Source organism: Acidovorax sp. BLS4, assembly GCF_032929295.1.
Classification (GTDB): domain Bacteria; phylum Pseudomonadota; class Gammaproteobacteria; order Burkholderiales; family Burkholderiaceae_C; genus Paracidovorax.
The window spans coordinates 679088-696119 of the sequence record NZ_CP136797.1 but is presented as its reverse complement, the minus strand read 5'-3'; the positions used below and the strand labels follow the sequence as shown (position 1 = coordinate 696119).

Below are 17032 nucleotides of genomic sequence, written 5' to 3'. Positions count from 1 at the left end.
CCATGCAACACCATCTCCAAGTCACCGGCATGACCTGCGGCCACTGCGAACGCGCCGTCGTCCACGCCGTCCGCCAGGTCGATCCCGACGCCACCGTGCAGGTGGATCTGGCCCAGGGCAAGGTGGTGGTCGAGAGCGACCAGGCGCGCGACGCGCTGGCCGCCGCGATCACCGAAGAGGGCTACACGGTCGCCGCATGAGCGCCACGGCCGCACCGCAGGGCGGGCCGGTGCCCATTGGCACCGCGGCCGAGCGGGCCGGGGTCTCGCCGCGCATGGTGCGCCACTACGAGGCCCTGGGCCTGCTGGCCGGCGTGGCGCGCACCGGCAGCGGCTACCGCCAGTACACCGAGGCCGACGTGCACACCCTGCGCTTCATCCGCCGCAGCCGCGACCTGGGGTTCTCGATGCAGGAGATCGCCACCCTGCTCGGCCTGTGGCAGGACAAGCGCCGCGCCAGCGCCCACGTCAAGCAGATCGCCCAAGCCCACATCGACGATCTGGCCCAGCGCATCGCCGCCATGCAGGCCATGCAGCGCACGCTGCAGTCGCTGGTGGGCTGCTGCCAGGGGGACGAGCGGCCGGACTGCCCGATCCTGGACGATCTGGCAGGTCCAACTGCAAGTTAGCTCATCTTTTGATAGCTAACTGCGCTAGGTGGATATGCGCTGAAGGCAAAACCAGGCCGAATTTTTTAGGAGCACGCAACGGCATCCCGTGGCAGACTTGCCACTTTGCTTGCAACGCCCCGCGCGCAGTCCGATGCTCACCGGTGAATGGAGGAACAAGGTCGATCCGGTGGAACGTCCTCAATCCGCAGGCATCACTCGAGGCACGCCAATGCCACTGAAATCTTCAGCCTCACCGCACCCCATCCACTGCCATGCCCACTTCCGTCGCCCAGCTTGAACAATGGTTGCTTGAACCCGAAGGCCAGCGCCTGGAGTTCAAAGAGGCCAAGCAGCGCTACGATTTTGAAAAGCTGCTCAAGTACTGCGTGGCCCTGGCCAACGAAGGCGGCGGCACCATGGTTCTGGGCGTGACGGACAAGCGGCCTCGGCGCATCGTCGGTTCGCTGGCCTTTGATGCGCCAGAGCGCACGGAGGCGGGCTTGCACCAGCGGCTAGGACATCGCATCCCGGTCGAAGAGCTCCGTCTGCCTGAGGGACGGGTGGTGATCGTGCATGTCCCTGCCCGGCTACCGGGCACGGCGTGGGAGATCGACGGCCAATACTTCAAACGCGCAGGCGACGACCTCGCAGCATTGAGCAGCCAGGAACTGCGCGACATCTTTGCCGAGACTGGCCCGGACTTTTCTGCCCAGCCCTGTCCTGGCGCCACGCTGGCGGATCTGGACTCTGAATCCATAGCGCTCTTTCGCGAGCGCTGGACGCGCAAGAGCGGCGACATCCGCAGGCACGACTTGAGTGACCAGCAAACCCTGCGCGATGCCGAGCTATTGGTGGATGGCGACCGTGTGAGCTATGCGGCGCTCATCCTGTTTGGCACGCGCGCGGGCCTTACACGGTGGCTGGCCCAGGCTGAGCTGGTGTTTGAATACCGCTCATCCGAAGCCGCTGGCCCGGCTGCGGACAGGGAGGAATACCGCGCAGGCTTTTTTGCTTGGCAAGACGCACTATGGAAAAAGATCAACCTGCGCAACGACCGCCAAAGCTACCAGGATGACTTCTTTCGCATGGACCTGCCCACCTTCGCTGAAGTGCCGGTGCGTGAAGCCATTTTGAACGCGGTCGCCCACCGCGACTACAGGTTGGGTGGATCGATCTTCATCCGGCAGTTTGCCAAACGCCTGGAAGTAGTGAGTCCTGGCGGTCTGCCTCCAGGCATTACTCCGGAAAACATCATCGATCAGCAATACCCACGCAATCGCCGCTTGGCAGAAGCCTTGGGACGTTGCGGCCTGATCGAGCGCTCTGGACAAGGTCTGAACCTGATGATGGAAAGCGCCGTGCGCCAGGGCAAGCCGCTGCCTAGCTTTGCGGGCACGGCCACGCATGAAGTTCGACTGACGCTGGAGGGCGGAGTGCGCAACCCGGCGTTTGTGCGGTTCATGGAGCGGCTGGGCGAAGAGACGCTGCGCGGTTTTTCAACGCTGGACTATCTGGCACTCGAGAGGTTGGAACAAGGCCGTTCGCTCACCCCCGAAATTCAGGAGCGCCTGCCCGCGCTGGCAGAGGTCGGCGCGGTGGAAATGGTGGGCCGTGGCAAAACCGCGAAATACATGCTGGCTGCCGCCTTGTATGCGACGCTGGGAAACAAAGGCACCTATACCCGCAAGCGGGGCCTAGATCACGGCACCAACAAGGCCCTGTTGCTGCAACACCTCAAAGACCAGGGGGAAGCGGGTGCACCGCTCAGCGAGTTCCGCCAAGTGTTGCCGTCGCTGCCCATGAAGGCAGTGCAGAAACTGCTCGACGAGTTACGCAATGAGGGTTTGATCGGTGTTCTTGGCCAGCGGCGGTGGGCCCGCTGGTATCTTGCAGATACGTCGGTCTTTAAGCCAACAGGCGATAAAAAAGTTAAAGCAGCCCTTTGACCGATCAGGCATTTCATATAAATCAACGACTTATAAAACCCGACATCTTTTGAGAAGACACGATAGCGGGTTAAACAACGCATGCCCATGCTGGAGAAAGCATGGCAACTTGGTCGCTTTCGCAGCAAAACCAAGGTGGTTTTGCTTGCTCACGAAAGCAGGCTCACCTTGCACAGGAGACAACGATGCCGCAGCCACCGCACCCGACGCCGCCAGCCCGCCTCTGGTCTTTCGCCGCGAGGGCACCATCGCCACGCTGCAGTTCCACCGCCCGGCCGCGCTCAACGCCATCGACGTGCCCATGGCCCAGGCGCTGTGCGCGGCCGCGCGCAGCATCGCGGCCGATCCGGGCGTGCGGGCCGTGGTGCTGTGCGGCGCGGGCAAGGGCTTCATGGCGGGGGGCGATCTGGCCACCTTGCGCGAAGACCCCGTCCAGGGCGCCGCGGACCTGCTGGGCCCGCTCAACGAGGCCGCCACCCTGCTCGCGAACATCGACGCGCCCGTCATCGCCAAGGTGCACGGCGTGGCCGCCGGGGCCGGCATGAGCCTGATGCTGCTGGCCGATTTCATCCTCGCCGCCGAGGGCACGCGCTTCAACCTGGCCTACATCAACCTGGGCACCAGTTGCGACGTGGGCGCCTCGTGGGCCCTGCCGCGCCAGGTGGGCCTGCGCCGCGCGCTGGAGATCGCCCTGCTCGGCGACACGCTCACCAGCGCCGATGCCGAGCGCCTGGGCCTGGTCAACCAGGTGGTGCCCGCCGACCAGCTCGATGCGGCGGTGGACGCTCTCGCCGAGCGCCTGGCCGCCGGCCCCACGGTGGCGCTGGGCCACATGCGCCGGCTGATGCGCGCCTCGTTCGACCGCGACCTGCCCGCGCAACTGGAGGCGGAAACCCGCGCCTTCGGCGACTGCGCGCGCACGGCCGACCTGGCCGCGGGCATCGCCGCCTTCTACGCCAAGGAAAAGCCGCGCTTCGAAGGGCGGTAGGCACCCCTGCGCGGCAGGGCACGACACCGCCGCGGCGGCTGACGCCCACGCGGCTGCCCTGCCCGCCGCCCGGCCCTAACATCCTGTCCGATCCCCATTGCGCGGCCCGCGCAGCGCACTGCAACGACCGGCCCTGCATTTGAGAACCTGTCCGCCCCTTCATTCCTTGAGGAGACCCCTGCCATGAACCACCGCGACGTCTTCATCGTCGGCACCGCCCGCACCGCCATCGGCACCTTCGGCGGCACGCTCAAGGACGTGCCCAACAGCCAGCTGGCCACCACGGTCACGCGCGCCGCCATCGAACGCAGCGGCCTCGCACCCGACACGGTAGGCCACGTGGTCATGGGCAACGTCATCCCCACCGACACCAAGGACGCCTACCTGGCCCGCGTGGCCGCCATCGATGCGGGCTGCCCCATCGAGACGCCGGCCTTCAACGTCAACCGCCTGTGCGGCTCCGGCCTGCAGGCCATCGTGTCGGCCGCGCAGGCCATCGTGCTGGGCGACTGCGACGTGGCCGTCGGCGGCGGCAGCGAATCCATGAGCCGCGGCCCCTACTTCGACACCGCCGCGCGCTACGGCCAGCGCATGGGCGACGCCAAGAGCATCGACTACATGCTGGGCATCCTGCACGACCCCTGGCAGAAGATGCACATGGGCATCACCGCCGAGAACGTGGCCGAGCGCTACCGCATCAGCCGCACCATGCAGGACGAACTGGCCGCCGCCAGCCAGCACCGCGCCGCCGCGGCCATTGCCGCCGGGTACTTCAAGGCGCAGATCGTTCCGGTCGAGATCGCCACGCGCAAGGGCACCGTGCTGTTCGACACCGACGAGCATGTGCGCGGCAACACCACGCTGGACGTGCTGGCCGGCATGAAGCCCGCGTTCAAGAAGGACGGCGGCAGTGTCACCGCCGGCAATGCCTCGGGCATCAACGACGGCGCCGCCGCCGTGGTGCTGGTGGCCGGCGACCGCGTGGCCGCGCTGAACGCCAAGCCGCTCGCCCGCCTGGTCGGCTACGCGCACGCGGGCGTGGACCCGGCCTACATGGGCATCGGCCCGGTGCCCGCCACGCGCCAGGTGCTGCAGCGCACGGGCCTGAAGATCGAGGACATGGACGTCATCGAGGCCAACGAGGCCTTCGCCGCCCAGGCCTGCGCCGTCATTCAGGAACTCGGCCTGGACCCCGCCAAGGTCAATCCCAACGGCTCGGGCATCTCCCTGGGCCACCCCGTGGGTGCCACCGGCGCGATCATCACGACCAAGGCCGTCGCCGAGCTGCACCGCACCGGCGGGCGGTACGCGCTGGTCACGATGTGCATCGGCGGCGGGCAGGGCATCGCGGCCATCTTCGAGCGGGTTTGAAACGGTTGGAAACAGCCAGGGCAAAAGGCACGCGGCCGACTAGGATCGCTGCTTTTGTCCGCCCACTCGACGATGCCTTACATCTACCAAAACGCCGAAGCCTTGGAGGGAACCAGCAAGGTCGGCAGCAAGCACTGCGTGGCCCTGCTGCAGCACTATGCGCAACTGCCCCACACCAGTTCCTGGAAACCGGGCGAGACCGTCTTCGGCAACGCCAACATCAAGAAGGGCACGGCCATCGCCACCTTCAACGACAAAGGACGCTACGGCAGCCTGCCCACGGGCAACCACGCGGCGTTCTTCATCTCACAGGACCCCGGCGGCATCTGGATCATGGACCAGTGGCTGAGCGATACGCAAAAACCCAAGGTCTCCATGCGCTACATCCGGCCGAAAGTCCAGCGCAAGAATGGGGATTTCGCCGATCCCAGCAACAACGCCGCCGCGTATTCCGTCATCGAGTGATCGACCAAGAAAAGGCCCACATGCGCTCCACCCCCCTTTTGCGCCGCCCTGCAGCCCGAGCGGCGGCGCTGGTTGCCCTTACCGCAGCGCTCTTCTCTGGCGTGTCCGCTCCAGCGATTGCCGCCACGGCATCGCTGGACTGCCCGGCCACCGTGCGCCTCACCTCGCCCCGCGCGGAGGCCGCCGGCCTGCCGGCCGGCACCGAGATCGTGCTCGACCAGCGCCCCCTGCGCCTGACCGGCCACAACGTCTTCGACGGCCCGCCCGCCCAGGGCGCCGTCCTCATGCCCCAGTCGGACAAGCCCGGCAAGGGGGGCGCCACAGCCGTGTGGAATTTCGAAGGCGACTACCCGCAGGGCAAGTTCCTCGCGTGCGACTACGCCGGCGGCGCCGTGCGCGTGGTGCAGCGCGTGGACGACGCGGTGAAGCGCTGCACCGCCCGATCAAGCACCACGAAGAACCCGGCCACGCTGCAGACGCGCTTCCAGTGCGAGTGAGCCGCGCCTGAGGGCGCGCGGCGGATGTCCGGGCAGACGGGAATCCGCCGCGACACGCAGCGCCGTCAATTCGCTATTTTTTTAATAGCAATCCAGGCAAACAATCCGCCGGCATGGCGGGGTTTTCACTTGTAGAACGCTTCCACCGCGCCCTTGAGCGTGATCATCAGCGGCCGGCCCTTGCGGTCCACCGTCTTGCCCGCGGGCACCTTCACCCAGCCCCCGCTCACGCAGTACTCCTCCACGTCGAAGCGCTCCTTTCCATTGAAGCGGATCCCGATGTCGTGCTCGAACACGGCGGCGACATGGTGCGGGCTGCGCGGGTCGATGGAGAGGTGGTCGGGCAGGTCGGGGCGTTGCGGAGCGTCGGTCACGGAAAGGCTTTCTGAGGGAAGGCGTGAATGGGATGGCAGTCGAAGGGGTGAATTGTCCAAGGTTTGAGAGGCAGCGCAGTCACCGCAGCATCGCGTACCCCACCCCGATCGCCGCCGCCAGCCCCACCGCATCCGCCACCAGCGCGCACGCCAGCGCATGCCGCGCGTGCCGGATGCCCACGCTGCCGAAGTACACCGCCAGCACGTAGAAGGTGGTTTCCGTCGATCCCTGCACGATGGCGGCCAGGCGGCCGGCGAAGGAATCGACGCCGTGCGTCTGCATGACGTCGATCATCAGGCCCCGCGCGCCGGCGCCGGAGAGCACCTTCATCAGCCCCACGGGCAGGGCCGGCAGGAACGCGGTGTCCCAGCCCATCGCCGCCACGCCAGCGCCGATGGCGCCCAGCAGTGCATCCATGCAGCCGGCTGCGCGGAAGATGCCGATGGCCGCGAGGATGGCGATGAGGTAGGGCACGATCTGCACCGCCACGCCAAAGCCTTCCTTGGCGCCTTCGATGAAGGCGTCGTAGACGTTCACGCGCCGCACGGCGCCCGCCAGCACGAAGAGCATGACCACGCCCAGGATGACCGCCGCCCCGGTGGTGCCGGCTATGCGCGCGGCCTGCTCGGCCGGCAACCGGGCCAGCGCCGTGACGGCCGCTGCCAGCAGCCCGGACACGGCCAGCACCGGCAGCAGCAGGCGCGCGCGCCACAGGGGCAGGCGCTGGCACACGGCCACGGCCAGCACGCCCGCCAGCAGCGACGCGAAGGTGACCAGCAGCGTCGGCAAAAAGATGTCCGCCGCGTTGAAGCCCGCGCCCAACCCCTGCTTCAGGGCCAGGCTCTGGCGGATGGCGATGACCGAGGTGGGAATGAGCGTGAGCCCCGCGGTGTTCATCACCACGAACATGATCTGCGCGTTGCTGGCGGTGTCGGGCGGGCCGGGGTTGAGGGTCTGCAGTTCGCGCATGGCCGTGAGGCCGAGCGGCGTGGCGGCGTTGTCCAGGCCCAGCAGGTTGGCCGAGAGGTTCATGGTCATCGCGCCCTGCGCCGGGTGGCCGTCGGGCACGCCGGGGAACAGCCGGCGCAGCAGCGGGGCGGCGGCGCGGGCGAGCAGCTCGATCATGCCGGCGCGCTCGCCCACGCGCAGCAGGCCCAGCCACAGCGCCATCACGCCGGCCAGGCCCAGCGAGATCTCGAAGCCCGAGCGGGCCGCATCGAACAGCGCGGCCAGCAAGGCCTGGAAGATGCCGTCCGCGCCCAGCAGCCAGCGCACGACAGCGGTGGCGAACGCCACGGTGAAGAACCCGATCCAGACCCAGTTGAGCGCCATGGCCGGGATGGTAGCCGCACGGACCCTGAGAACCTGTCCAATGTCTTTCTGGAGATCGCGTTGGCGCTCAATCGCCCGGCGTTCTCAGAGAAATCCGATCCAGCGCCCCGCCAGCACGGCCCCCAGCCACAGCGCGAGCGACACCGCAGCCTGCATGCGCACCCAGCCGCCAGCGCGCCCTTCGCGCAGGGCGCGCGCCCAGTGCCCGCCGGCATGCAGCGCCAGCGCATTCAGCAGCGCCAGCCCGATGACCGCCACCTTCACCAGGAACGCCGGATTGGCCAGGTAGTCGGCCGGCCGGGTGGCGAACAGCCACAGCCCGGTGACCAGAGCCAGCGCGATCCCCGCCCCCGCCGCGCGCGACAGGAACGGACCCAGCAGCGCCAGGGGAATGCGCCGGCCGATGGCGCCCCACAGGCGCAGGTCCAGCAGCACGGCAGCGCCCACGCCCAGGCCCAGCACGGCGATGTGCAGGGCGTTGACCACCAGGTAGGCCGTGCCGGACTGGCGCAGCCACGCGGCCGGGGCGGACGCGGCCAGGGTGTCCAGCAGGGGCGTGAGCCCGGCGAAATCCATGGGGCCTTCTAGCGTTTGGGGTTCTGGATGCGTTCGGGGTAGAGGGCGTAGGTCTTGCCGCCGACCTGGATCTGCACGGCCTTCATGCGCCGCTGGGAAGTGTCCCGGTCACGGTTGCCGATGGCGGTGATGGCATCGCCCGGCTTGGCGGAGGCCGCGGTGAAACCGGAGCGCTCGGTCTGCGACGGATTGCCCAGTTCCACGCGCCAGAGGGCGCCCTCGGCGGTCTTGACCTCCAGCGTCGGGTGGGGCGGCGCGATCTGTACGCGCTGCACGGTGCCGGCCAGCTCGGACTGGGCTTCTTCCGCCCAGGACCAGCCGTGGTGCGCCTGCGCGGGGCCGGCGCACAGGGCCGCCAGGGCGACGGCGGTGCTGACAACGGAACGGGTGATGACGGTCATCGGATACCTCCAGGCAACGGTTTTCACGGGACGTGGGGAATGCGCCGGTCGGCCATCGGTCCAGGCCGGCCCTGCCGCGACAGCCATCGTGCACGCAGCGCGGCGCATCGCCAAACGATGGCCCCACGGCGATGGGGGTTCGCGCCCGCGCGGCGGCGCGCTGTCCCGGGCCGCGGGCCCGCGGGTCAGAACGGTGCGTCGTCGTCTTCGGCACCGTTGGCCGCCACGGCAGCAGGGCCGCTCGAAGGCGCAGGGGCGGCAGGGTCGGCCGCCGGCGCTGCCGGGGGCGTGCCGCCCAGTTCGGTGCGGCCTTCGCCACCCAGCGCCTCGATCAGGTCGGGAATCAACTTGCTGAGTTCGCCCGTGGCGATGGCCACGTCGGTGTCGAAGCCGCCGTCATCGGCCTTGGTGCCTTCGAACACCGTGTCCAGGAACGATATCTTGCGCACCTGCAGGCCTTCGCTCAGCAAAAAGGACACGCGGTCGTCCCAGGTCATCGCGAGCTTGGTGGGCAGCTTGCCGGCGGCGATGTGCTCGCGCACCTCGTCGATGTCGAGCGGATGGCGGGCATAGCGCACTACGGCCTTGGCCTCGTCGGCGCTCTTGAGCTCGCACTCGCGGTCCACGCTGAAGCCCACGGGCGGCTCCTGCGTGCTGAGCCAGTGCGACATGGCGGCCTGGGGCGAGGTCTGCGTATCGAGCAGCGCCACCGACAGGCCGGGCAGCGCCTCGACCAGCAGCGTGACGACCTCGTCGGCCCGCGACTGGCTGCTGGTGTCCAGCACCAGCCAGTGGGCCTGCGGGTCGATCCACACCCACATCGATCCCTGCTTGGTGAAGGCCATGGGCAGCAGGTCGAGCTTGGCCTCGTCCTTGAGCTCCTTGGCTTCCTTCTTGCCGGGCTTGCGGCCAGTTTCCTGCTCGATGCGCGCGGCCTTTTCCTTGACCTTGCGGTTGAGCACCGAGCCGGGCAGCATCTTGGACTCGACCATGAAGCGCAGCACCCACTGCCCGCCCACGGATTCGGCCATGGGGCCGTGCGCGTCGCCCCGCGGCGGCACCCAGCCCAGCGATTTTTCCTGCGTGGCGCCGCACTCCACGAACGGCGTCTTGGCCAGCGCCTCCTCCACCTGCGGCAGGTCCACCTGCCACTGCGGCGCGATGCGGTACACGATCATGTTCTTGAACACGGAAATCCTTCAGCTCTGACGTTCATTGGCACACCCTGGGGCGCACGCCCGGGGGCGCGGCGCGGTGCAGCGGGGTGCCATTGTCGGGGGTGCGGTCGGCGCCGGGCCCGCGGCCTGGCGTGGCCTTCGCTGGCATGGCACCCCGTTTGCTATGGATTCAATAGCTGCACAGGCAATCAATACGCCGGCATGGGGCCATTCCCATCCCCCGTTGCACGGACAGGGCAACCAACCCTTGTCACAACTTTACACAGCCACACGAACGCCTCACGCCGGCGTTACACAGGGGGAAGACACTGGCCCTCAACCGCTGCAACGGTCGTTGCGGCGGACCCACTCGCCCCCTGGGGCAAGAAAGGAACCACCATGTCCATCTTCTTCCAACGACGCATCGCCGGCGCTGCCGCCGCCACCGCCTTGCTGGCCGCCCTGGCCGCACCCGCCTTCGCGCAGACCCCTCCCCCCGCCCCGTCCGCGCCGCCCGCCGCCGGCCCGTCGCAGGACGGCCCGCGCCACCGCATGCCCAGCCCCGAGCAGCGCAAGGCGCACATGGAGCAGCGCGCCAACGCCCTGCAGCAAAAGCTGCAGCTCACCCCGGCCCAGCAGCCCGCCTGGGACACCTTCAAGGCCGCGATGCAGCCGCAGGAGCGCGGCGCGCGGCTCGACCCCAAGGGCCTCGACCAGCTGACCACGCCCGAGCGCATCGACCGCATGCGGGCCATGCGCGCCCAGCACAGCGCGGAGGCCGACCGCCGCGATGAAGCCACCAAGGCCTTCTACGCCACGCTGACCCCGGCGCAGCAAAAGACCTTCGACCAGGAAAGCCGCCGCATGCACCGCCACCCTGGCATGGGCGGCCCACGCGATGGTGAACGCGGCAAGGACGGACGCCACGGCGGCCCGCGCGGCGAACGCCCGGCCGTGCCGCCGGTGCCCGCACCCGCGCCGCAGTAAGCGACCGGTCCGGGGGGGTTTGCGCACAGTCTGGATATCTCTGCATACCCCCCGGTCAGATCCCGACCGATCAGTACGGTTGAGGCGACTGCCTACAACGCACCCCCCGATGGGCGGAATACAGTGGGTTACACACGTTGTGCAAACCCACAGTCATTCCATCGAGGGAATTTCCATGCCGATCACCCACCTCCTGCGTTCCCGCGCCCTGCTGCGCGGGAACGCTTTTTTCCTGGCGCTGGCCTGCGTCGCCGGCGCAGGCGCCGTTCACGCCCAGCCTTCGGGCACCAGCCCATCCGTCTACGTGCAAGGCGGCTGGGCAGAACACCAGACCGATTCCGCCGCCGTGGGTGTGACGCTGCCCTGGAACTGGCAGAGCGAGCTGTGGGGCCATGAAGTGCGCGGCTACTGGGACATTTCCGCCAGCCGCTGGTCGTACAACGGGGTCAATGGCTCGGGCGACCTGACCGTGGTCGGCTTCACCCCCACCTTCCGCCTGCGCCCGGACAACGGCCGCGCCAACTGGTTCTGGGAAGGGGGCGTCGGCATCACGTATGCCGACCGCAAGTACCACACCCCCGACAAGGAGTTCAGCACCCGATACAACTTCGGCTCCCACCTGGGCGTGGGCTACAGCCTGGGCGCGCAGCGACAGCACGAGATCGTGCTGCGGGTGCAGCACCTGTCCAACGCGGGCATCAAGAAGCCCAACCCGGGCGAGAACTTCGTGCAGCTGCGCTACGCGTACCACTTCTGATCCCTGCCTGTTTCATCCATGCCAACAAGGGCCCTTCGGGGCCCTTTTTCTTTGGCCAATGCCGATCCGGGGCGCATTGTGGACAAACCTGGGGACATTTCCGGAGCAACCCATGGGTTATCCACAGAAGACGCCGAGGCGCCGAAGTTGTTGTCGCCCGGCATGCCGGTTCACCCGGCCAGCGCCACAGGGTTTGCGACCATCCAAGTGCTTGGCAGCGTTGAGGAAATCGGCCTTGTCCACAGAAACGGGGCTCCTCTACTACTACTGCTATGTATTGATAGAACCTTTAATGGAATAACAAGGAACCTCCGGGCCGCCGAAAACCGACCGCCGCGCTCCTTGTCCGAGGCCACCCGGGCCCGGCGCAAAACGAAGGCATCCCGCCCGCCGTGGGAAAAGAAAAAGGGAAGGGAAAGAAAAAGAAGAAAGGGGCGAACGCCTCGCCGTCCGATCGACGGGCTGCGCCCGAGCCATGGTCGGCAGGTGTCGGACCTGGCGACATCGCACGGAAGGGGCCGCTTTCGCGCCAATGGGCGAAAAAGGGCGGCCAGGGGAACAAGTCTGTGGATATTTCCCGCACAACCGGCCACTTGTCCACAGCGAAAGGCGATGCGCCGGTTTTGTCCCCGCCGCCGCGACAGCGGGAGCTGGGTGCCGCCCACAAGGTTCACGGCATCGCAAGTCTGTTGATCCGCAACGGAAAAATGCAGTTGTCCACAGTTGGAGGCCGTGCTTACTACGACTACTATGGATTGATAAAGACATTAAGGAGAAGACAGAAAAAACCGTCGCCCGCGGCCCGCCCCGGATGGCGAGGAGGTTTGGCAGAACGATGCGCGTGGCGCAGGAAGGCGCCAGGGGCCTTCGGCACAGCGGAGGCAGGGGGAGGGGCCACCCGGCGGGTGAAAGGCCGCCCAGCCGCCCGGCAGGGGCCTGCCGGGGGCTGTCAGAGGAAAAAGATCAGACGGGCGCGTTCCGCAGGAAGCGCTCGAGCACGTCGGCCGGCAGCGGCCGGCTGAAGAAATAGCCCTGGTAGAGCTGGCAGCCCGCCTGGGCCAGGCGGTTGCGCTGGGCGCCGGTCTCGACGCCTTCGGCGATGACGTTCAGGCCCAGGCTGCGCGAGAGCGCGATGATGGTGTCCACGATGGCCGCATCGTTGGGATCGCTGAGCAGGTCGCGCACGAAGCTCTGGTCGATCTTGAGCTGGTCCAGTGGCATGCGCTTGAGGTAGCTCAGGGAGGAGTAGCCGGTGCCGAAGTCGTCCAGCGAGAAACCCACCCCATGGGCGCGCAGCGCCGACATGGTGGCGATGGTGGTTTCCATGTCGTCCACGAAGAGGCTTTCGGTCAGCTCCAGCTTGAGCTGGTCGGCCGGCGCCCCGGTGAACACCAGCGCACGCACCACGTCGTCCACGAAGCCCGCGTGGTGGAACTGGCGCGAACTCACGTTCACCGCCATGGTGAGGTGCGACAGGGAGGGCTCGTCCTGCCAGCTGGCCAGCAAGGTGCAGGCGGTGTGCAGCACCCAGCGGCCCAGGGGCAGCACGAGGCCGGTTTCCTCGGCCAGGGGGATGAAATCGCCTGGCGGCACCATGCCCCGCTTGGCGTGCGGCCAGCGCACCAGCGCCTCCACCCCCACCACGCGGTTCATCGTGTCCACCTGGGGCTGGTAGTGCAGCAGGAATTCCTCGCGGGCGATCGCCGTGCGCAGGTCGTCTTCCAGCGCGGCCCGGGCCGTCACCACGGCCTGCATGCCGGGGTCGAAAAAGCGCAGGGTGTTGCGGCCGGCGGTCTTGGCCTGGTACATGGCCAGGTCCGCCTGCTTGAGCAGCTCGCCCACGGTGGACTGGCCGTCGGTGAACGGGGCGACGCCGATGCTGGGCGTGCTGCGGTACTGGTAGCCGTCCAGGGCATAGGGGGCGCTCAGCACCGACAGGATCTTCTCGCCCACCACGCGGGCGCTCACGGCCAGTTCGTCGGGCCGGGGGCTGAGCGCCTCGATCATCACCACGAACTCGTCGCCGCCCAGCCGCGCCACGGTATCGACGGTGCGCACGCAGGTGTTCAGGCGCTGCGCCACCTGCTGCAGCAGCAGGTCGCCCTTGTCGTGGCCGAGCGTGTCGTTCAGCGTCTTGAAGTTGTCCAGGTCGATGAACAGCAGCGCCCCGCCCTGGCGCTGGCGCTGCGCCGTGGCCAGGGCCTGGTGCATGCGGTCCATGAGCAGCATGCGGTTGGGCAGGCCGGTGAGCGAGTCGAAGAACGCCAGGCGCTGGATCTCGCGCTCGGTGGCCTTGCGGTGGCCGATGTCGGTGTGGATGGCCAGGATGGATTCGGGCTGGCCGCCCTCGTCGCGCACCAGGGTCCAGCGGCCTTCCACGTCGATCGCATGCCCGTCCTGGTGGAACTGCACGATCTCGCCCGTCCACTCGCCCTGGGCCAGGGTGGCCTCGGTGGCGCGCAGGAACTCGGTGGCGTTCTGGTAGAGCAGCGTGTCGATGGTGCGGCCCAGCACCTGCGCCTGCGACCAGCCGTACATGCGTTCCGCGCCCTGGTTCCAGAACGTGATGCGGTGCTCCAGGTCGCGCACGATGATGGCGTCGCGGGCCTTGTCCAGCAGCGAGGCCTGGCGCCGAATGTGGGCGTCCGATGCCTGGCGGGCCATTTCGGCGGTGGCGCGCGCCGCGAAGATGCGCAAGGTCGAGGAAACCAGCGCCGGCCGCTCCAGCGGCTCGCGGAAGATCACGAAGATCAGCCCGATGGGCCGCCCCTCGGCGTCGCGCAGCTGCTGGCCCACGTAGCTTTGGGCGCCCAGCGCCGCGACGGGTGAGCGCGGGTACAGCTCGCAGACGCCGGATGTGACCACGTATTCCGCCTCGGTCGCCAGCCGCAGGCTGGGCGTGCCCTCCAGCGAATACTCGGCATTGGGCTGCACCACGCCATCCTGCACGCGCGAGAGCGTGATGGCGCGCGGCGGCTGTCCCTCCACCGGCGGCAGCAGCCGCGTCACGCAGCCGGCCTGTGCGCCCAGGGCGTCCGCCATGTTGCTGGCCAGCTGCTTGAAGAATTCGGTCCCGGTGCTGGCCGAGATGGCAGCGGCGGCCTTGAGCACCACGCTCTGCAGGCGCTGCTGGTCCTGGCGGGTGCGCAGGCTCTCGATGCCGAAGGCCAGGTCGTTGGCCAGCTGCTGCAGCAGCTCGGTCTCCTCGGAGCCGATCTCCAGCACTTCGGGCGGGTAGAGGTACAGCAGGCCGAACGAGCGCTCGGCGTTGCGCAGCGGCAGGCTGATCACCGAATGCAGGCCTTGCCGCAGCATGCGCTCGGTCCAGCTGGCGAATGTCGGGTCGAGCCGGATGTCGCGCACGATCACCGGGCGGCCGCTGCGCACCGCCAGCCCGGCCGGGCCCTGGCCGCCCGGCTGGTCGGCCGACCCGCTCAGTTGGAGCCTTTCGATATAACTTTCGCTGTCCTTGCCTGCGCAGGCCACGGGCTCGATGGTCTGGCGCGCATCGTCGCGCACCATGCCGACCCAGGCCATCCGGTAGCCGCCCACGTCCGTGGCGATGCGGCAGACCTCGCGCAGCAGGTCTGCCTCGGAGGTCGCGCGCACCAGGGATTCGTTGCAGGCGGCCAGCAGCCGCTGGATGCTGCCCACCCGCGCCAGCTCCCGTTCGAGGCGCATGCGCTGCGTGACGTCGGTGGCCAGCACCTGGCGTGCGGGCACGCCGTTGAATTCGATGCCCCCGGCATACACCTCGGTGTCGATCACCGTGCCGTCCTTCTTGCGGTGGCGCCGGTGCACGGCGTCACGCCGGGCATTGTGGGGAATGGTGTGCGCTTCCCGTATGCGGGCTTCGCGGTTGTCCTGGGGCCACAGGTCAGGCGTGGTCATGCACAGCAGTTCCGCCTCGCTGTACCCGTACTGGCGCACCATGGCCCGGTTGACGGCCAGGATGCGCAGGGTGCCCAGCTCGTACACCCACATGGGCTGCGGGTGCGCATCGAACAGCAGGCGGTATTGCTGCTCTGACGCGTGCAGCTGCGCGGCATAGCGCCGCAGCTGCACCACGGCGCCCAGCGACTCGGCCAGGATCTGCACGTGCGCCAGGTGGCGCTGCGAGAACGACGCCAGCGGGTCGCCGTTGACCTTGAGCATGCCCACCACCGCGTCGCCCGCGCGCACCGGCGCCGCGATGAAGGCCACCGGCCCCGGCTCGCACAGGGCGGCCGAGGGCATGGCCTGCGCGACGGCCGGCTGGCTGCAGACGGTCTCGCCCGCGTCGATGCGGTGCCACAGCTCGTAGCCTTCCAGCGGGCGCACGTCGTTCAGCGGCACGGCGCGCATGCCGGTGCTGGCCTGCACCCGGGCTTTGTCGCCTTCGCGCATCACCACCATCGCACCGCCGGCATCGGACAGTTCCATCGCGGTGCGGGCCACCAGCTGCAGCACCTCGTCCATGGACAGTTCGAGCGACGAAATCTTCTGCTGCACGCGCACCAGCTCGGCGTGGGTGCGGGCCTCGTCCTTGGCCTGCAGCGCGCTGTCCTTTTGCGCGCTGATGTCGGTCATGCCGCCCACCATGCGGATCGCATGGCCTTCGGCGTCGCGGATCACGAAGCCGCGATCCTGCACCCAGGCGTAGCTGCCGTCGTAGCGGCGAAAGCGGTATTCCTCGGCCCAGTGCTTGGCCGTGCCCTCGATCGCCGCGTGGATGCTCTCCAGCACCGCGTCGCTGTCTTCCGGGTGCAGGCGCAGCGTCCACGACGTGCTGTCGTGCGGCAGGGTCTGCATGGGCACACCGAACAGCGTCTGCATGCCCTCGTTCCACCACATGGAGTCGTCGTGCAGGTTCCAGTCCCAGATGGCGTCGGCCGTGGCGCGCGCCACCAGGTGAAAGCGCTCGTCGCTGGCGGCCCGCTCGGTGGCCATGCGCGCCTGGTTGCGCTGGCTGCGGCGCAACTCCAGCAGGGCGATGGCCTGCCCGGCCACCGCGCGCAACGATTCGAGCTGGGGCGGTTGCAGCACGCACGGCTCGGTGGACATCACCACCACGGCGCCCAGCACCCATTTCTCCGCGGTGATCAGCGGCATGCACGCCACGGCGCGCACGCGCGGCCCGGCGATCACCAGCGGATGGCGGCGCAGCGTGGAATGGGCGTGGGTGTCCTGCACCTGCACCACCCGGCCGTCCACCGCCAGGGCGCACAGCGGGTGGGCCGCATCCAGCGACTGCAGTTCGATGCCGGTGCTGGCCTTGAACCACTCGCGCCCCTGGTCGATGAAACCGATCGCCGCCATGGGCATGCCGCACAGGCGGGCGGCCAGCCGGGTCAGCTGATCGAACGCCTCCTCCGCCGGGGTGTCCAGCACCGCGCAGGCACGCAGCGCCTCCAGGCGTTTGCCCACGGGCGCAACCTTGGGCGGCACGCTCAAAAGGCCAGCGGACGGGAAAGTGACCGTGGGCATGGGTCGGTAGGCGACAGCACCTGCATGGGATTCGGGCGGATCGGGATCTGCGGCGGCAAATGACTACAAAAAGTAACGGTGAATGCTACACCGGCGCTGCGCCG

At 68.3% G+C, this 17032-nt stretch carries 15 protein-coding genes; 9 read left to right on the top strand and 6 right to left on the bottom strand.

Going from position 1 to position 17032, the window contains the following annotated elements; all coding sequences use genetic code 11:
* Nucleotides 1–2: 2 nt before the first annotated feature.
* The 7 genes from R1Z03_RS03305 (at nucleotide 3) to R1Z03_RS03275 (ending at nucleotide 5877) form a co-directional block, all read left to right on the top strand.
* Nucleotides 3–200 carry a heavy-metal-associated domain-containing protein gene (locus tag R1Z03_RS03305; RefSeq protein ID WP_272550052.1) on the top strand — a complete coding sequence of 66 codons (198 nt, stop codon included), beginning with the start codon at nucleotides 3–5 and terminating at the stop codon, nucleotides 198–200.
* Nucleotides 197–628, top strand: a complete 432-nt coding sequence (gene cueR, locus R1Z03_RS03300) for a Cu(I)-responsive transcriptional regulator (RefSeq protein ID WP_284407806.1) — start codon at nucleotides 197–199, stop codon at nucleotides 626–628. The genes R1Z03_RS03305 and cueR overlap by 4 nt, the downstream gene beginning before the upstream one ends.
* A gap of 254 nt (nucleotides 629–882) precedes the next feature.
* Nucleotides 883–2556, top strand: coding sequence for an ATP-binding protein (locus R1Z03_RS03295; RefSeq protein WP_317356850.1), 1674 nt, complete (start codon nucleotides 883–885; stop codon nucleotides 2554–2556).
* A gap of 145 nt (nucleotides 2557–2701) precedes the next feature.
* A complete protein-coding gene (locus tag R1Z03_RS03290; RefSeq protein WP_372588231.1) occupies nucleotides 2702–3544 on the top strand; it encodes an enoyl-CoA hydratase/isomerase family protein in 843 nt (280 codons plus the stop codon).
* A gap of 183 nt (nucleotides 3545–3727) precedes the next feature.
* Complete coding sequence (locus tag R1Z03_RS03285; RefSeq protein WP_317356848.1) at nucleotides 3728–4915, top strand: acetyl-CoA C-acyltransferase family protein; 1188 nt, start codon at nucleotides 3728–3730, stop codon at nucleotides 4913–4915.
* A gap of 72 nt (nucleotides 4916–4987) precedes the next feature.
* Entirely contained in the window at nucleotides 4988–5380 is a 393-nt protein-coding gene (locus R1Z03_RS03280) for a BPSL0067 family protein (protein ID WP_284430500.1), read from the top strand.
* A 20-nt stretch (nucleotides 5381–5400) separates the two neighbouring features.
* The gene (locus tag R1Z03_RS03275; protein ID WP_317356845.1) at nucleotides 5401–5877 is read left to right on the top strand and encodes an STY0301 family protein; all 477 of its coding nucleotides are present in this window, start codon (nucleotides 5401–5403) and stop codon (nucleotides 5875–5877) included.
* A gap of 125 nt (nucleotides 5878–6002) precedes the next feature.
* Here R1Z03_RS03275 and R1Z03_RS03270 read toward each other — a convergent pair whose 3' ends face one another.
* The 5 genes from R1Z03_RS03270 to R1Z03_RS03250 all read right to left on the bottom strand — a co-directional run bounded on the left by R1Z03_RS03270 (nucleotide 6003) and on the right by R1Z03_RS03250 (nucleotide 9751).
* Nucleotides 6003–6251, bottom strand: a complete 249-nt coding sequence (locus R1Z03_RS03270) for a DUF3297 family protein (protein ID WP_284397321.1) — start codon at nucleotides 6249–6251, stop codon at nucleotides 6003–6005.
* A 79-nt stretch (nucleotides 6252–6330) separates the two neighbouring features.
* Nucleotides 6331–7584, bottom strand: a complete 1254-nt coding sequence (locus R1Z03_RS03265; RefSeq protein WP_317356842.1) for a nucleoside recognition domain-containing protein — start codon at nucleotides 7582–7584, stop codon at nucleotides 6331–6333.
* Nucleotides 7585–7668: 84 nt separating this feature from the next.
* Nucleotides 7669–8160: a DUF2214 domain-containing protein gene (locus R1Z03_RS03260; RefSeq protein ID WP_284427922.1), complete on the bottom strand. Its 492-nt coding sequence runs from the start codon at nucleotides 8158–8160 to the stop codon at nucleotides 7669–7671.
* Nucleotides 8161–8168: 8 nt separating this feature from the next.
* Nucleotides 8169–8561, bottom strand: coding sequence for a DUF6152 family protein (locus R1Z03_RS03255; protein WP_284430503.1), 393 nt, complete (start codon nucleotides 8559–8561; stop codon nucleotides 8169–8171).
* A 185-nt stretch (nucleotides 8562–8746) separates the two neighbouring features.
* Nucleotides 8747–9751, bottom strand: coding sequence for a recombination-associated protein RdgC (locus R1Z03_RS03250; protein ID WP_284430504.1), 1005 nt, complete (start codon nucleotides 9749–9751; stop codon nucleotides 8747–8749).
* Nucleotides 9752–10117: 366 nt separating this feature from the next.
* On the opposite strand from R1Z03_RS03250, the gene R1Z03_RS03245 reads away from it, so the two are divergent.
* Both R1Z03_RS03245 and R1Z03_RS03240 read left to right on the top strand, forming a co-directional pair.
* A complete protein-coding gene (locus R1Z03_RS03245) occupies nucleotides 10118–10705 on the top strand; it encodes a Spy/CpxP family protein refolding chaperone (protein WP_284397335.1) in 588 nt (195 codons plus the stop codon).
* Between the two features lie 175 nt (nucleotides 10706–10880).
* On the top strand, nucleotides 10881–11462 hold the full coding sequence (locus R1Z03_RS03240; RefSeq protein WP_284397338.1) for an acyloxyacyl hydrolase: 582 nt from the start codon (nucleotides 10881–10883) through the stop codon (nucleotides 11460–11462).
* Between the two features lie 963 nt (nucleotides 11463–12425).
* On the opposite strand, the gene R1Z03_RS03235 is transcribed toward R1Z03_RS03240, so the two are convergent.
* Nucleotides 12426–16928 (bottom strand): EAL domain-containing protein, encoded by a 4503-nt coding sequence (locus R1Z03_RS03235; protein WP_317356838.1) that lies wholly within the window; start codon nucleotides 16926–16928, stop codon nucleotides 12426–12428.
* Between the last annotated feature and the right edge of the window lie 104 nt (nucleotides 16929–17032).

Coding starts and splice junctions, on each gene's coding strand:
- R1Z03_RS03305 (WP_272550052.1), top strand. CDS start 3: ATGCAACACCATCTCCAAGTCACCGGCATGACCTGCGGCCACTGCGAA.
- cueR (WP_284407806.1), top strand. CDS start 197: ATGAGCGCCACGGCCGCACCGCAGGGCGGGCCGGTGCCCATTGGCACC.
- R1Z03_RS03295 (WP_317356850.1), top strand. CDS start 883: ATGCCCACTTCCGTCGCCCAGCTTGAACAATGGTTGCTTGAACCCGAA.
- R1Z03_RS03285 (WP_317356848.1), top strand. CDS start 3,728: ATGAACCACCGCGACGTCTTCATCGTCGGCACCGCCCGCACCGCCATC.
- R1Z03_RS03280 (WP_284430500.1), top strand. CDS start 4,988: ATGCCTTACATCTACCAAAACGCCGAAGCCTTGGAGGGAACCAGCAAG.
- R1Z03_RS03275 (WP_317356845.1), top strand. CDS start 5,401: ATGCGCTCCACCCCCCTTTTGCGCCGCCCTGCAGCCCGAGCGGCGGCG.
- R1Z03_RS03265 (WP_317356842.1), bottom strand. CDS start 7,584: ATGGCGCTCAACTGGGTCTGGATCGGGTTCTTCACCGTGGCGTTCGCC.
- R1Z03_RS03260 (WP_284427922.1), bottom strand. CDS start 8,160: ATGGATTTCGCCGGGCTCACGCCCCTGCTGGACACCCTGGCCGCGTCC.
- R1Z03_RS03255 (WP_284430503.1), bottom strand. CDS start 8,561: ATGACCGTCATCACCCGTTCCGTTGTCAGCACCGCCGTCGCCCTGGCG.
- R1Z03_RS03245 (WP_284397335.1), top strand. CDS start 10,118: ATGTCCATCTTCTTCCAACGACGCATCGCCGGCGCTGCCGCCGCCACC.
- R1Z03_RS03240 (WP_284397338.1), top strand. CDS start 10,881: ATGCCGATCACCCACCTCCTGCGTTCCCGCGCCCTGCTGCGCGGGAAC.
- R1Z03_RS03235 (WP_317356838.1), bottom strand. CDS start 16,928: ATGCCCACGGTCACTTTCCCGTCCGCTGGCCTTTTGAGCGTGCCGCCC.